The sequence below is a fragment of the Streptomyces sp. NPDC048473 genome, from assembly GCF_043200155.1.
Taxonomy (GTDB): Bacteria; Actinomycetota; Actinomycetes; order Streptomycetales; family Streptomycetaceae; genus Streptomyces.
In genome coordinates, this window is record NZ_JBICXE010000003.1 from 49,939 (window position 1) to 64,919 (window position 14,981).

12 protein-coding genes and 1 tRNA gene are annotated in these 14,981 nt (G+C 70.0%); 7 read left to right on the forward strand and 6 right to left on the reverse strand.

Annotated elements, in window-relative coordinates; all coding sequences use genetic code 11:
• Window positions 1-40 precede the first annotated feature (40 nt).
• Window positions 41-113 (forward strand) — tRNA-Arg (locus tag ACGFU7_RS06595).
• 62 nt (window positions 114-175) lie between these two features.
• Here ACGFU7_RS06595 and ACGFU7_RS06600 read toward each other — a convergent pair.
• Complete coding sequence (locus tag ACGFU7_RS06600) at window positions 176-460, reverse strand: hypothetical protein (RefSeq protein ID WP_393692976.1); 285 nt, start codon at window positions 458-460, stop codon at window positions 176-178.
• 777 nt (window positions 461-1,237) lie between these two features.
• Entirely contained in the window at window positions 1,238-2,749 is a 1,512-nt protein-coding gene (locus tag ACGFU7_RS06605) for an FG-GAP and VCBS repeat-containing protein (RefSeq protein ID WP_393692978.1), read from the reverse strand.
• 199 nt (window positions 2,750-2,948) lie between these two features.
• Between ACGFU7_RS06605 and ACGFU7_RS06610 the strand changes: the two genes are divergently transcribed.
• The 6 genes from ACGFU7_RS06610 to ACGFU7_RS06635 all read left to right on the forward strand — a co-directional run bounded on the left by ACGFU7_RS06610 (window position 2,949) and on the right by ACGFU7_RS06635 (window position 9,040).
• The gene (locus tag ACGFU7_RS06610; RefSeq protein ID WP_393692980.1) at window positions 2,949-3,701 is read left to right on the forward strand and encodes a nucleotidyltransferase domain-containing protein; all 753 of its coding nucleotides are present in this window, start codon (window positions 2,949-2,951) and stop codon (window positions 3,699-3,701) included.
• A 211-nt stretch (window positions 3,702-3,912) separates the two neighbouring features.
• Window positions 3,913-5,424: a sugar ABC transporter ATP-binding protein gene (locus ACGFU7_RS06615; protein ID WP_393692981.1), complete on the forward strand. Its 1,512-nt coding sequence runs from the start codon at window positions 3,913-3,915 to the stop codon at window positions 5,422-5,424.
• Entirely contained in the window at window positions 5,421-6,476 is a 1,056-nt protein-coding gene (locus ACGFU7_RS06620; protein ID WP_393692982.1) for an ABC transporter permease, read from the forward strand. The genes ACGFU7_RS06615 and ACGFU7_RS06620 overlap by 4 nt, the downstream gene beginning before the upstream one ends.
• Window positions 6,460-7,521 (forward strand): ABC transporter permease, encoded by a 1,062-nt coding sequence (locus tag ACGFU7_RS06625; protein WP_393692983.1) that lies wholly within the window; start codon window positions 6,460-6,462, stop codon window positions 7,519-7,521. Before ACGFU7_RS06620 ends, ACGFU7_RS06625 begins: the two co-directional genes overlap by 17 nt.
• Window positions 7,522-7,578: 57 nt before the next feature.
• Entirely contained in the window at window positions 7,579-8,664 is a 1,086-nt protein-coding gene (rhaS, locus tag ACGFU7_RS06630; RefSeq protein WP_393692984.1) for a rhamnose ABC transporter substrate-binding protein, read from the forward strand.
• Between the two features lie 61 nt (window positions 8,665-8,725).
• A complete protein-coding gene (locus tag ACGFU7_RS06635; protein ID WP_393692985.1) occupies window positions 8,726-9,040 on the forward strand; it encodes an L-rhamnose mutarotase in 315 nt (104 codons plus the stop codon).
• Window positions 9,041-9,087: 47 nt separating this feature from the next.
• Here ACGFU7_RS06635 and ACGFU7_RS06640 read toward each other — a convergent pair whose 3' ends face one another.
• The 4 genes from ACGFU7_RS06640 to ACGFU7_RS06655 all read right to left on the reverse strand — a co-directional run bounded on the left by ACGFU7_RS06640 (window position 9,088) and on the right by ACGFU7_RS06655 (window position 14,895).
• The gene (locus ACGFU7_RS06640) at window positions 9,088-9,537 is read right to left on the reverse strand and encodes a DUF1772 domain-containing protein (RefSeq protein ID WP_393692986.1); all 450 of its coding nucleotides are present in this window, start codon (window positions 9,535-9,537) and stop codon (window positions 9,088-9,090) included.
• 76 nt (window positions 9,538-9,613) lie between these two features.
• Window positions 9,614-11,212 carry a von Willebrand factor type A domain-containing protein gene (locus ACGFU7_RS06645; protein WP_393692988.1) on the reverse strand — a complete coding sequence of 533 codons (1,599 nt, stop codon included), beginning with the start codon at window positions 11,210-11,212 and terminating at the stop codon, window positions 9,614-9,616.
• Between the two features lie 132 nt (window positions 11,213-11,344).
• On the reverse strand, window positions 11,345-12,238 hold the full coding sequence (locus ACGFU7_RS06650; RefSeq protein ID WP_393692990.1) for an ABC transporter permease: 894 nt from the start codon (window positions 12,236-12,238) through the stop codon (window positions 11,345-11,347).
• Window positions 12,235-14,895, reverse strand: coding sequence for an alpha/beta fold hydrolase (locus ACGFU7_RS06655; protein ID WP_393692992.1), 2,661 nt, complete (start codon window positions 14,893-14,895; stop codon window positions 12,235-12,237). Before ACGFU7_RS06655 ends, ACGFU7_RS06650 begins: the two co-directional genes overlap by 4 nt.
• Between the last annotated feature and the right edge of the window lie 86 nt (window positions 14,896-14,981).

The window sequence follows — 14,981 nt, forward strand, 5'->3', positions numbered from 1 at the left end:
GCCCGGCCCCAGGGCTCCAGGCCGCCGAGGCCACCACCCGGCCCCCGTAGCTCAGTGGATAGAGCAGGCGCCTTCTAAGCGCTTGGCCGCAGGTTCGAGTCCTGCCGGGGGCACTTCAGCCGTACGACGTCAGGCCCTCCCGTCGGGAGGGCCTTTTTCGCAGGTCAGAGGCACGCTAGCGAGCGCGGCGTAGTGTCGGCGTAAGACCCGAGGGGCTCCCTGGCCTCTCGATGCGCTGCTGGAGCTCGGTGCGCCGGCCGGTGATACAGCGGGTGTACGTGGCGAGGAGAACGGAGACGCTGCTGCCGGCCGACTCGGCGACCCGGGCAGGCGGGACACCGTTGTTGAGCCAGGTCGTCAGACAGGTGTGACGCCGGTCGTGCACGCGATAGCCGGTCAGCGACTCGTACACGTGCTCGGGCGGAGCCGCCCGGCTCCTGTCGGGGACTTGTCGGTGCATCAGCGGGGCCACCACGCAGGATGCCCGCAGGTGGGGCGGAAAGCTCACCTACGTACCCGACGGATGCCACCACCGGCACCCGCGCCCCCTCCGCGCTCTCACGGTCCCCCTGCTACTCCTGGAGTGGCTCGGCAGAGGACCAGAATGCCGATTGCTCTCGCGGTCTCAACTCCTGCGCCTTCGGTCCCCCGGGCCGGCCGGGTGTCCCCGCCGGATAGGTCACCGCGGAGTTCTCGGCACAGCTGAGGCCCGCACTGAGGGAGACGTTGCCGATGCTGCCGACTTCCAGGGACACGGTCAACCCGTCGGGGCCTTTGGCCCGGATCCCGGGCATGTCCTTGTCGGAGTTGACGCTGACGATCCTGAAGCCCTGCTGCTCCCAGTATCGCTGGACGACTCCCGACAGGCTGCCGCGCCCTCCGAGACCACGGTGAGGATGTTCCTGCTGCGGGTGACGGTCGTGGTGCCGGTCGGCTCGTTGAGACCGGTGCTGCAGGCCGCCTCCGCAGGGGCGCCGTAGGCCCATTTCACCGGCGGACGAATGGCCGCCAGCGTGCCGTCGAGGATCGCTTCCGAGCGCTGCCCCGCCTGCTGCAGGTCGATCGTGGCTGCCTTCTGTTGCTTCTTGCCCTGCTCCTTCGTGCCGTCCCGTCCACCGCCGGTCCCGCAGGCAGCGAGCACCGCCACCAGCAGCGCGCAACCCAGCAGCCTTTGGCTGCCCGCAGCGGAGCGATCGGTTCCCCGGCCGTGGTCGTGACGCGCGGCAGGGGGCCCGGTTCAGCGGTTGAACGACGAACCCAGTTTTGCGGCCGTCGCCACCGTGCCCAGCGTCCCGTGGCCGAACGTGAACGAGCCCTTGGCCGTCACACCGGAGGCCGTGGCCGGGAAGACCCACAGGGAGCCCGCGTTCGTGTTCTCGCCGGGGGCGCCGACGACCAGTTCGGTGCGGCCGTCGCGGTTGGCGTCGACCAGCTTGGCGGCGGCGCCGAACTCGTCGTTCGTCTCGGCCACCCCGGGGACGTTCGCCGCGTCCTGGTTGAAGCCCACGGTGCCGGTGCCGGTGGGGCCGGATGCGGTGCCGGGGAGGACCAGGACCGAGCCCGCGTTCTTCGTCGTGCCGAGGTCCTCGTAGGGGACGCCGACGGCGATGTCGCCGTAGCCGTCACCGTTCATGTCACCGATCGACACGGACGCACCGAATCCGTCCGACGATTCGGCAGCGCCCGGGACACCGGCGCTGTCCTGGTTGAAAACCTTGGCCCGGTCGCCCCGCGGGCCGGTGGCGCTGCCCGGGACGTAGGTGATCATGCCGCCCTTGGCGAGCGGTGTGTCCAGGTCGCTGTCGTAGCCGTCGACCGGGCGGCCCACGACGAGGTCGGCGTACTTGTCACCGTTGACCTGGCCGGCCGTGATGGTTTCGCCGGCCTGGAGGCGGAAGCCGTTCGACCTGTTGACGATGGTGTAGTTCTCGCTGAGGCCGGTGTCGCTGCCGTTACGGATGAGGATGCGCCGGGCGTCGTACTCGTCGCCGTCGTGGACGACACCGGCCAGATCGTCGCGGCCGTCGCCGTTGAGATCGCCCGCGGTGACATCCATGTAGCGCAGATCGTCCATGTCGCGGATCTCCCTGACGGGAGCGGCCGCGCCGCCGTCGCGCTTGAACGGGCCGGACAGGACGTGGGTGTTGCTCATCCCGAAGGTGACGATGTCCATCGCGCCGTCGCCGTTGAAGTCGCCGACGGTGGTCTTGCCGCCGATCCCGTCGTACAGCTCCTTGCCCGTCAGGAGGGTCGCGCCACCGGACAGTCCGTGCGCGCCGCCCCAGATGACGGTGAGCGAACCGGCGAATTCGAACGAGCCGATCTTCTCGCTCCCCGCGCCGACCACGAGGTCGCTGTACCCGTCCTTGTCGAGGTCGGCGGAGACCGTCGAGCTGCCGAACGCGTCACCGGCCTCGGCGGTGTCCGGGATTCCGGGCGAGTCCTGGGTGAAGACCTGCTTGGTGGAGGTCTGCAGACCGCTCTCGGAGCCGTACACCACACCCACGTACCCGGCCTTGGCCTTGCCGTCGACGGTGGCACCGGGTGCGGTGAACGCCAGGTCCGGGTAGCCGTCCCCGTTGAAGTCGTCGCGTCGCGGGGTCGGGGCGGGCACGGCCCCCGTGGGGGATGTTGGGGCCGTGGCGAGGGCCGGGGCGGGCGTCGATGCCTGGGCGGTGGGGAAGGTGATCACGGCGGTCGCCACGGTGATGGCGAGGACCACGGTGGTTCCGAGGGCGCGGGTTGCCACGTGGACTCCTTCGTTCAGGAAATGGTGGGGGTGTCAGGGGCGTTCCAGAAAGCGCGCGGGACACCAGCACTGCACTGGCACTGCACCGACACTGTGCAGACTCAGACCGGCCTCTGCACGTGAGGGTTGCGTCCCCGGCCTGGACCGTCACAGCTCCTCCACACGCAACTGGGCGACTGGGCGATAGTCGGTTCCGTGAATGCCGACGAGGCGCAGCCCACCCGGCTCCTCCTGGACCGCTTCATCGCCGACGCCGGTCGCGGCCGTTCCCCTGGAAACGGTCTGGGCGCACGGATCCCTGGCGTTGGGGGACTATCGGCCCGGGCGCAGCGACCTCGACCTCGCGGCCCTCGTGGAGGCGCCGGTCACCGGCCCTCAGAGGCAACAACTCACGCTTCTGCACCGCGTGTTGATGGCAGAGGTGCCGATGGCCTCGAATCTGCACTGCTCCTGCGTCGAGCGGTTGCAGCTCCCGGAGGTGGGCCGTGATCATGTGACCTGGGCGCACGGCCGGTTGTTCGCGCGGCCGGTCACGCCGGTCAGTCGACGGGAGTTGAGTACGGGCGGGTTGTCGCTGTTCGGCCCGGGGCCCGCCGGGCTCGTCGCGGAGGTGTCCGATCAGGAGCCGGCGGAGTTCATCCGGGGCGACCTCAAGGGCTACTGGTATCCGGCGAGCGCCAAGCCCGTCCGCCGGCTCCGTGACATCTGGGTGGACCTCGGACTGCTGACCCTCGCGCGGGCGTCGGTCACCCTGCAGGACGGGCGGCTCATCGCCAAGGGGCAGGCGCTGGAGGTGCCGGCCGAGCTGGGTGCGCCCGCCGAGGTCGTCGCCGACATACGCGGCCGCCGGTACGGAAGCGATCCGCGCCGGGCCTCCCTGCCTTGGCGCATCAGGCGGGGACGCCTCGCGCGTACCTTCGTCCGGGCGGGCATCGAGCGGACGTTGTCGTAGCCGCCGGAATCCTGCTGATCGGTACCGATGAGCAGCACCGATCAGCGGCACCGATCAGCGGCATGAATCGTTTCATATTTGCCCCTCACCCAGGCCGTTCTCGTTCTTCGTTCGCGTGAAGTTCTCTTCACCGACCCATTGACTGTGCCCACAATCCCCGTCTAGCTTCCGAGCTACCTCATTGAAACCTTTCACGGCGTGGAGCGCATCCATGAACGAGCCCGCCCCGGTCCTGGCACTGAAGGATGTGAGCAAGTCCTTCGGTGCCGTACGTGCCCTGCAGGACGTGTCCCTGTCCCTGTACCCCGGCGAGGTGCACGCGCTCGCCGGAGAGAACGGTGCGGGCAAATCCACCCTCATCAAGGCGCTTGCCGGGGTGCATCGCCCGGACAGCGGGCAGGTGTTGCTCGACGGCGGGCCCGTCGTCTTCCACGGGCCCGCCGACGCCCGCGATGCCGGAATCGCGGTCATCTACCAGGAACCGACGCTCTTCCCCGACCTGTCGATCGCCGAGAACATCTTCATGGGCCGCCAGCCCCGGCGCACTCTCGGCCGGATCGACCGCCGGGCCGTGCACGAGACCACCGCGGGGCTGATGCGCCGGCTCGGCGTCGACCTGGCGCCCGACCGGCCTGCCCGTGGGCTCTCCATCGCCGACCAGCAGATCGTCGAGATCGCCAAGGCGCTCTCCTTCGACGCCCGGGTCCTGATCATGGACGAGCCGACGGCCGCGCTCACCGGCACCGAGACGGCCAGGCTCTTCTCCGTCGTGCGGACGCTGCGCGCCGAGGGTGCGGCCGTGCTGTTCATCTCGCACCGGCTCGACGAGATCTTCGAGCTGTGCGGGCGAGTCACGACGTTGCGCAACGGCCGCTGGATCTCCTCCGAGCCGCTGGCCGGACTCACCGAGGACGATCTGGTGCGCCGGATGGTCGGCCGCGATCTGGACGACCTCTATCCGAAGCAGGAGGCGGAAGTCGGTGAAGTCGCCCTGTCGGTCGGCAGGCTGACCCGCGAAGGCGTCTTCCGCGATGTGTCGTTCGAGGTCCGGCGCGGCGAGATCGTCGCACTCGCCGGGCTCGTCGGTGCCGGAAGGACCGAGGTCGCCCAGGCGGTCTTCGGCGTCGACCGTGCGGACGCCGGAGAGGTGCGGGTGGACGGCACCGTGCTGCGGCCGGGGTCGCCGACCGCCGCGATGGCCGCCGGGCTCGCGCTCGTACCCGAGGACCGCCGTCAGCGCGGGCTGGTCATGGAGATGTCCATCGAACGCAACATCGGCCTCACCGGCCTCGACGAGGTCCGCAGGGGCGGGCTCGTCCGCCGTGCTCTGGAGCACGAGAGGGCCGCCGACTGGGCGGTGCGCCTCCAGCTCAAGTACAACCGGCTGGCCGACGCCGTCGGCGTGCTGTCCGGCGGCAACCAGCAGAAGGTCGTGCTCGCCAAGTGGCTCGCGACCGAACCGTCCGTACTCATCGTCGACGAACCGACCCGCGGCATCGATGTCGGTACCAAGGCCGAAGTGCACCGACTGCTCTCCTCGTTGGCGGCGAAAGGGCTCGCGGTGCTGATGATCTCCTCCGATCTGCCCGAAGTGATCGGGATGGCCGACCGGGTGCTCGTCATGCGCGAGGGCCGGCTCGTCGCCGAGCTCCCGCGCGAGAGCGCCACCGAGGAGACGGTCATGGCCGCGGCGACCGGACTCGGCGAAAGGGCAGCGGCATGACCACCACCGTCGAAAGCCCTCCGGACACCCGCCCCAAGGCTCCGGCGCGCAGCGCGGCCTCGCTCGTGGACGCGGTCTTCCGGGCCCGTGAGATCTCCATCGCCGGGGCGCTCGTCCTGCTGATCCTCGGCACGTACATCGCCAACCCGCGTTTCCTGTCCGACCAGGGCATCAAGGATCTGCTGCTCAACGCCTCGATCCTGGTGCTGCTCGCGGTCGGCCAGTCGGCCGTCGTCATCACCCGCAACATCGACCTGTCGGTCGGCTCCGTCGTCGGTCTCTCCGCCTTCGCCTGCGGCAAGTTCGTCGCGGGGACGGACCACGGTGTGATCACCGTGATACTGCTCGGCGTTTCCATCGGTGTGGTCTGCGGGCTCGTCTCCGGCGCCCTGGTCAGCTTCGGCAAGGTCCCGGCGCTCGTCGTGACGCTGGGCATGCTCTACATCATTCAGGGCGTCGACTACTGGTGGGCTCAGGGCGACCAGATCGGCGCCTCCGATGTGCCGGACCAGATCCTGGGGCTCGGCAGCGGCAGCGTCCTCGGCATGCCGTATCTGCCGCTGATCGCCCTGATCCTGCTCGCCGCGACCGCGTACTTCCTGCGCAGCTACCGCTCCGGCCGGGAGCTGTACGCGATCGGTTCGAGCCCGGAGGCCGCCCTGCTCGCCGGGGTGCCGATCCGTCGCCGGATCCTTGCCGCGTACGCCTTCTCCGGGGCCGTCGCCGGCTTCGCGGGCGCTCTGTGGCTGGCGCGTTTCGGCACGGTCGTCGCGGACAACGCGCACGGCTGGGAACTGACCGTCGTCAGCGCCGTCGTCGTCGGTGGTGTCGCCATCACCGGCGGTACGGGGACGGTCTGGGGCGCGGCACTGGGCGCCCTGCTGCTCACCACCATCGGCAGCGTCCTGGTCGTCCTGAAGGTCGACTCCTTCTGGCAGGGCGCCATCACCGGTGCGCTGCTCCTGCTGGCCATCAGTGTCGACCGGATCGTGAACCTGCGGATGACCGCCGCCCTGAGGAAGAGGAGCGCCCGGCATGGGAATGGCGCCTGAGACGCAGAAGGCGGTGCCCGCCGCGCAGGGGGCCGCGGGGACGAAGAAGGCCGGGGGCAGTCCGTTGCGAAGTATGGCGCTGCGCTGGGACACCGCGGTCGGGGTGCTCCTGGTGGCGGTCTTCGTCATCGGACTCGGCTCCACGGACGGCTTCGGCTCCGGCGAGAACCTCGCCTTCGCCTTCAACGACATCGCCGAAGTCGCCATCATCGCCCTGCCGATGACGCTTCTCGTCGTCGCCGGGCAGGTCGATCTGTCGGTCGCCTCGATGCTGGGGCTGGGCAGCGCGCTGACCGGTGCGCTGTGGGACGCGGGCTGGGCGTTCGAGACGATCGTGCCGGTCGTGCTGCTGGTCGGCGTGGCGGGAGGGCTGCTCAACGGCTGGCTGGTCACCCGGGTGGGGCTGCCGTCGCTGGCCGTCACCATCGGCACCCTGGCTCTCTACCGCGGTCTGGCGTCGGTGGCGCTCGGCAGCGACGCGGTGACCGACTTCCCGCAGAAGTACGCGGACTGGGCCGTCGACACCACCACCGTGCCGGGCACTTTCCTCACGTACCCCGTCCTGCTGTTCATCGTCCTCGCGGTGATCACCGCGATCGTGCTGCACGCCACGGGCCTGGGGCGTTCGCTGTTCGCGATCGGCGCCCAGGAGGAGGCGGCGTACTTCGCGGGCATCCGGGTCAAGCGGATCAAGCTGCTGCTGTTCGTCGTGACCGGGCTGTTCGCCTCGTTCACCGGTGTCGTCTTCACACTCCGGTACGGCAGTGCCCGCGCCGACAACGGTCTCGGCTTCGAAATGCTCGTCATCGCCTCCGTGCTGCTCGGCGGCATCGACTTCGACGGCGGAAAGGGCACGCTCTTCGGCGCGGTCGCCGGGGTGCTGCTGATCGGGGTCCTGAAGAACCTGCTGACGCTCAATGACATAGCCAACGAGGTGCAGGTGATCGTGACCGGTCTGCTGCTCGTGGCGTCCGTCCTCACACCTCGGGTGATCGCCACCGTCGTCGAACGACGGCACCGGCGCGCCGCGAACGCCCGGTCCTGACCCGCCTTCTCTCCCTCGTACCTCCCCTCGTACCTCGTCGAAAGGCACATCGCCGCCATGATGCTCCGCAATGCCGCCGGGCGCCGCGCCGTCGCGACCGCCGCCACCGCCGTGTCGCTCGCTCTCGCCCTCTCCGCCTGTTCCGGCACCACGAAGGACAGCACCGAAAAGGGCCCCGCAAAAGCCGCAACCACGGCGAAGGCAGACCCGGACGCGCCGCTGAAGAAGGGGCTGAAGCTCGCCTTCCTGCCCAAGCAGATCAACAACCCGTACGAGAAGATCGTCGATGACGCGGGCATCGCGGCCACCAAGGAGTACGGCGGTACGGGCAAGGAGGTCGGCCCGTCCGACGCCAGCGCCTCCTCGCAGGTCAGCTACATCAACACGCTGATCCAGCAGCGCCAGGACGCGATCCTGGTCGCGGCCAACGACCCGAACGCGGTGTGCGGCCCGCTGAAGCAGGCCATGAAGAAGGACATCAAGGTCGTCGCGTACGACTCCGACACCGCGAAGGACTGCCGCCAGCTCTTCATCAACCAGGCGAGCTCCGAGGAGATCGGCCGCAGCCTGGTCCAGCACCTCGGTGAGCAGATCGGCTACAAAGGCAAGATCGCGATCCTCTCCGCCACCCAGAACGCCACGAACCAGAACACCTGGATCGAGTTCATGAAGGACGAACTGAAGCTGCCCAAGTACAAGAACATGCAGCTGGTGAAGGTGGCGTACGGGGACGACGCGGACCAGAAGTCGTTCCAGCAGACGCAGGGTCTGATGCAGGCGTACCCGGACCTCAAGGGCATCATCTCGCCCACCACCGTCGGCATCGCGGCCGCCGCCCGCTACCTGAGCGACTCCTCGTACAAGGGCAAGGTCGTGCTGAACGGCCTGGGCACGCCGAACCAGATGCGCAAGTACGTCAAGGACGGCACCGTCGAGCAGTTCTCGCTGTGGAACCCGGAGGAGCTCGGCTACCTCGGTTCGTACGCCGCTGCCGCGCTGGCGTCGGGACAGATCACCGGCGCGGAGGGCGAGAAGTTCAAGGCGGGCAAGCTCGGTGAGTACACGATCGGCAAGGACGGCGAGGTCATCCTCGGCGAGCCGACCGTCTTCGACAGGAAGAACATCGACAAGTTCAACTTCTGAGCAAGTCCTGCAAGTCCTGCAAGTCCTGAGCAAGTTCCGAGGAAGCACAGGGGCCCACACCATGCAGCGCGTCTGTTTTCTGCTGACCGTACGCAAGGACCGTATCGACGAGTACCGCGAGCGCCACGCCGCTGTCTGGCCGGAGATGCTCACCGCGCTCTCCGCGGCCGGCTGGCACAACTACTCGCTCTTCCTGCGGGAGGACGGGCTGCTCGTCGGCTATCTGGAGACGGCGGACTTCGACGCGGCACGCGAGGCGATGGCCGCGACCGACGTCAATGAGCGGTGGCAGCGGGACATGGCGGACTTCTTCGAGCAGCCGGAGGCGGCGGACGAGGCGATGGTCCCGCTGGCCGAGGTCTTCCACCTCGCGTGACGCACGGGCGGGCCGGCCCCTTCAGGGGGAGGGACCGGCCCGTCGTCCTACCCGGCGGCCACGGCCAGCAGCGCGAACGCGGCGAGGGACAGGGCCGTCCGGATCCGGTGGAGGTTGTTCCAGCGGGACTCGAACGCCTCGCGGGCCGCGCTGTCGTCACCGCCGCCCTCGGACGCCGCGAGCGCCTTGTTCAGCGGGATGTTCCCGGCGATCGTGATCAGGTGGCTGCCGACCGCGCAGATCAGCGCCGCCGCGGCGAGCGCCTGGTCCGCGTCGTCGGCTCCGACGACCGCGGCGGCCGGGAAGGCGATCACACCGACGAAGAGGACCAGGAAGGCCGGTCCGGGCACCTTCTCGTTGAAACGGCGCATCGCGGCCGTGAACCGCTCGTCCGGCAGGGCTGCGATGCCGGGCATGATCGCGATCAGGAACGTCAGCAGGAAGCCCGCGTAGAGGCCGGTCGTGATCACGGCGAGCGCCAGGAAGAGGGAGGACATGGTGCACATCATGGCGTCGGCGGACGGGCCGCGCAGCAGGCTTTCGTGTGGCGGTGCGGCCCCTCTTCCCCCTCAGTCAGTCCATCTCGCCCTCCGGTGCGCCCCCGGATCCGTTGCCGCCCTTGAGCCGGTCGGCCTGTCCGATCGCGGTCGCCAGCTTCCGTACCGAATCGTCCTCGGTGTCGGATGCCAATGTGCCTGCCCGTGAGGCGAGTTCACCGAGAGCGGGCGCGCCCGGCAGCTCGCCGCCGCGCAGCACCTCGGCGAAGTACGCGGCCACCGCGGTCACTTGGAGCCGCTTGTTGTCGCCGCCCCACAGCGGACCGTCGATCGCGTTCGTCTCGACCGACCCCGTCTGCTCGTGCGGCGCCCGGGTCCTGGGGTCCAGCCAGCGCACGGTAGCGGTCGCCACATGTCCGGAGGCGCCGTCCCTGAGGTGTACGGCGTAGAGCGCCGTCACCGTGTGGCCGGGGCCGACCTCGCCGCCGTCGACGCGGTCGTTGCGGAAGTCCTCGTCGGCGACCTTCCGGTCCTCGTAACCGATCAGCTTGAACTGCTCGACGGTCTCCGGGTCGAAGGCGACCTGGGCCTTGGCGTCGCGCGCCGTCAGTTCGAGATGTGCGGGCAACTGGTCGACGAAGACCTTTCGGGCCTGGGTCTCGTCGGCGATGTACGTGGTGTGGCCGTCGCCCTTGTTGGTGAGCTGTTCCATCAGCGCGTCGCCGTAGTCGCTTCCGACGCCGACGCCGAAGAGGGTGATGCCGTACTCGCGGCGGGCGGAGTCGATGCGTTCGAGGATGGCTTCGGCGTCGGTCTCCCCGGTGTTGGCGAGGGCGTCGGAGAGCAGGACGACCCGGTTGTTGGCGCCCTTGACGCGGCCGTGGACGGCCTCGTCGTACCCGCGGCGGATGCCTGCCTCCACATTGGTGGAGTCGGTGGGTTCCATGGAGTCGACCCGGTCGCGGATCTTGCCGCGGTGGTCCCGCAGCCGGGTCATCGGCAGCAGTGTCTTCGCCTCGTCGCTGAAGGTGACCAGGGAGATCGAGTCGTCGTCGCGGAGTTCATCGGTGAGGATGCCCAGGGACTTCTTCACCAGGTCGAGGCGGCCCGGTTCGGCCATCGAGCCGGAGATGTCGACGACGAAGGTGAGCGCGGCGGGCGGGCGTTCGTCACGGGCGGGGGCGGCCCGGGTGGCCAGGCCGACCCGTACCAGCGACCAGCCATCGGCCCCGGCACCGGTCCCGGCGCGGGCACCGTCGACGTTCACGGTGAAGCCGTTGCCGGCCGGGCGCCGGTAGCCCTGGCGGAAGCTGTTGACGAACTCCTCGGGCCGCACGGTGGCCGGCTCCGGCAGGTTGCCGTCGGCGAGGGTGCGGCGCGCGTACCCGTACGAGGCGGTGTCGACGTCCAGGGCGAAGGTGGACAGATAGTCGGGTGGCGCGGACTCCCGCAGCCCGTCCTGCTTCTTCGAGCCGTCCGCGCCCTTCGCGCCGTCGCTGTCGGCCGCACCGCCCGACGCGGCAGGTGCGGGGGCGGGGGCGCCCCGGCGGTCGGCGGCGGACTGCTTCTCGTTCGACGCCCCCGCCGAGCACCCGGTGAGCAGCACCCCGCCCGCCAGCAGCACACCGAGTGCCCCTTGCCATGTCCGTACGTACTTCCCTGTCCGGCGTTCCATGTCCTGCCCCCAACGTCGTCGTGTCAGCACTTGTGAATGTGACGCGCGAGACGGTGCCGAGGAGCAGACGAAGACGTTGCGGATGAATCTCGATGCGGCAACGGAGGCCGGGAAATCCGCGGAAAGTCAAGCTCAGGACACGATGTCCTTACGACTGAACCCCCGGAAGGCGAAAGCGAACAGGATCAGGGCATACGTCACCGAGATCGCCGCGCCCTTTGCCATGCCGCCCCATTCCAGATCGGGCTGGAGTGCGTCCGCCCAGGCGAACTGCCAATGTGCGGGCAGGAATTCGCGCCAGGATCCGAGCGCGGTGACGGCGTCCAGCACATTTCCGACGATGGTCAGCCCGACCGCCCCGCCGACCGCGCCCAGCGGGGCGTCCGTCTTCGTCGACAACCAGAACGCCAGCCCGGCGGTGACCAGTTGGGAGACGAAGATGAACGCGACGACGAGCGCCAGCCGCGGCACGGTGTCCGAGGTCGCGAGCGCCCCGCCGGTGGGGAGTTCGAGTGGCCCCCAGCCGTACGCTGCGGCTCCCGCGGCCAGCGCGACGAGCGGCAGCAGCACCATCGCGGCCAGGCTGAAGCCGAGCGCCACGACGAGCTTGCTCCACAGCAGCCTGGCCCGTGGCACGGGCGCCGCGAGCAGATAGCGCAGCGACGACCAACTGGCCTCGGAGGCGACGGTGTCTCCGCAGAACAGCGCCACCGGGACGACGAGCAGGAACCCCGCGGACACGAACAGGCAGGTCGCGGCGAAGTTCGCGGCGGACGCGGTCGCGGTGTCCATCAGGGTGAGCCGGTCGCCGCCGCCCCGCGAGGACGGCGTGCCGCCGATCGCGAACGCGGCGATCAGGATGAACGGCAGGGCCGCCAGCACCCCGCCCATGAGCAGGGTGCGGCGCCTGCGCAGCTGACGTACCGCCTCGACGCGCAGCGGCAGGGTGCGCCGGGCGCGGTAGCCGGGGGCCTCGGCGGCTTCTGTGACATCGACAGCTTCTGTGACATCGACTGCGGCACTCATGCGGAGCCTCCGGAGATCAGGGTGAGGAACGCGTCCTCCAGGCGGCGGTGCGGCCCGACACCGGTCAACGGCATGTCCAACCGGACCAGTTCGGCGATCAGCTCGGACGAGGTGGCGCCGTCGAGCCGTACGAGCAGCCCGCGGCCGTCGTCCGTACGGACGGCCGAGCCGATCCCCGGCAGTGCGGCGACCTTCCCCACGAGGGGTTCGTCCACCTCCTGCGCGCTGGTGACGAGCAGCATGTCGCCGGAGCCGGTGATCTCGGCGACCGGACCCGCCTGGACGAGCCGGCCGCGGTCCATGACCACGAGGTGGGTACAGGACTGTTCGACCTCGGAGAGGAGGTGGCTGGAGACGATGACGGTCCGGCCCCCGGCCGCGTACCGGATCATCACGTCGCGCATCTCGCGGATCTGGGGCGGGTCGAGCCCGTTGGTCGGTTCGTCGAGGATGAGCAGGTCCGGCATCCCGAGCATGGCCTGGGCAATGGCGAGCCGTTGCCGCATGCCCTGCGAGTACGTACGGACTGCGCGGGCCAGCGCGTCACCGAGCCCGGCGATCTCCAGGGCCTCCTCGATGCAGGCGTCCTCGGCGGGCCGTCCCGTGGCCTGCCAGTACAGCTCCAGGTTGGCGCGCCCGGACAGATGCGGCAGGAAGCCTGCCCCTTCGACGAACGAGCCGACGCGCGACAGTACGGGCGCGCCCGGCCGGATGGCCTGCCCGAAGACGCGGATCTCGCCGTCGTCGGGCGTGATGAGCCCCATCAGCATGCGCAGCGTGGTCGTCTTGCCCGCGCCGTTGGGTCCGAGGAGCCCGAGCACCTGCCCCTTCTCGACCCGGAAGGACAGTTCCTTCACGGCATACCGGTCGGCGGACCTGGCGTACTTCTTCGACAGGCCGGTGATCTGGAGCGGCACCCCGGCGAGCGCCGGATCGGGTGCGGGGGTCGCGGTGCGGCGGCGGGCGGTGAGCAGCAGCAGGGCGGCGATCACGACGGCGGCGGCCGGGAGCCCCCAGGTCCACCAGGGCAGGGTGGCCGCCGCGGTCTTCAGGGCGGGGGCGGTGGGGACGGTCAGCGGGCCGTCGACGGTCACTTTGTACGTCGTCGGCTCGGCCGGTGAGGCGTAACCGAGATCGGTGGCGGAGAAGACCACGCGGAGCCGGTGTCCCGCGTCGAATTGGTGGTCGATGGCGGGGAGGGTCAGCTGCACGCCCTTGCCCTGCTGGGACTGCGGGATCCGGAAGGGTGCGACCAGCTGGGAGGGCAGCACCTGCTGCTTGCCGTCCGGCGACACGTCGTACACCTTGCCGAACAGCACGGCGTCGCCCCGCTCCGCATCGGCGCTGACCCGCACGGTCGGTGAGCCGGTGACGCGCAGGGACTTGTCCAGCGGGGCCGAGTCGAAGCGGGCGTACTGCCCGGGGAAGTCGATCGAGAGGCCGACGCCGAGGGACGACAGCTGGGAGAGCCCGCCGCCGACGCCGGGTACGGCCGAGATGGCGGGCGGGTTGGCCCCGGCGGGGTTACGGAACGTCTGCGTCCGATGCCCGAGGACGATCGTTTCTCCTCCGCTGCTCAGGCCCGGGTACGTAGCGCTGCTCGCCCCGCGCGTGAGGGCGGCCCCGTCGGTGGAGTCGATGCCTCCGGTCCGGGTGACGCGGAAGCCGGGCCCGGTGCCGGCGCTCTTGTCGCCCTTCAGATACCGGTCGAACCATCCGCCGATCCGCTGCTGCACCCGGTCGGCCTCCAGGTCACCGCCGTCGTGCCCGCCCGCGATCCAGTCGACGGCGACCGGCGCGCCGTTGCCGCTGATCGCCTTGGCCATGGCGTCGGCCTGGCCGAGCGGGAAGAGGGAGTCGGACTGCCCCTGCACGATGAGCGCGGGCACCTTGATGCGGTCGGCGACGGCGCTCGGGGAACGCTCGGTCAGCAGCGCACGCGCGGCGGCGTCCGGCTTCCCGCTGACGGCGACCCGTTCGTACATGTCGCAGAGCTGCTTCTCGAACTTCTGGCAGCCGCCGCCGGTGGTGATGAAGATTCCGGCCCAGAGCTTCTTGAAGACCCCGTCGGGGAAGAGGGCGTCGGCCAGATTCCAGTAGGTGATCTGCGGTGCGATGGCATCGACGCGCTTGTCGTACCCAGCGGCGAGGAGCGAGACGGCGCCGCCGTAGGAGGCCCCGGTGACCCCGACCCGGGGGTCGCCCTTGTCGTCGAGCTCCACCTCGGGCCGGTCCGCCAGCCAGTCGATCAGCCGGGACACGTCCTTGACCTCGCGGTCGGGGGCATTGAGCGAGATCTCCCCGCCCGACTTCCCGAACCCGCGGGCGGACCAGGTCAGCACGGCGTACCCGGCACCGGCCAATTGCTCGGCCTGCGCCCGCACATCGTTCTTGCTGCCGCCGAACCCGTGCCCGATCAGCACGGCGGGCCTGCGCTCCGTACCCCCGGTGGTGAAGTACGAGGTGTCGATGGACACGCCGTCCACCCGCATCATCCGGTCCTGGCGGTGCACGGCGGGCCCGCCGTCGTCGGCAGCGGCGGTCCAGGTGCCCGCACCGGCCAGCACGACGAGCGCCGCGAGGCCCGCGGTCCACCGGCCGCGTTTACGGGGCAGCAGTCGCCGCCACCGGGACGTACGCGCAATAGGGGTCTCCATGGTTCCCGACCCTAAGCGGACAGCCGCCGCGCGCAGGCAGCCGCCAGGGGGAACTCTCCGGCCTCCCTGCGGCGTACGGCACTCCC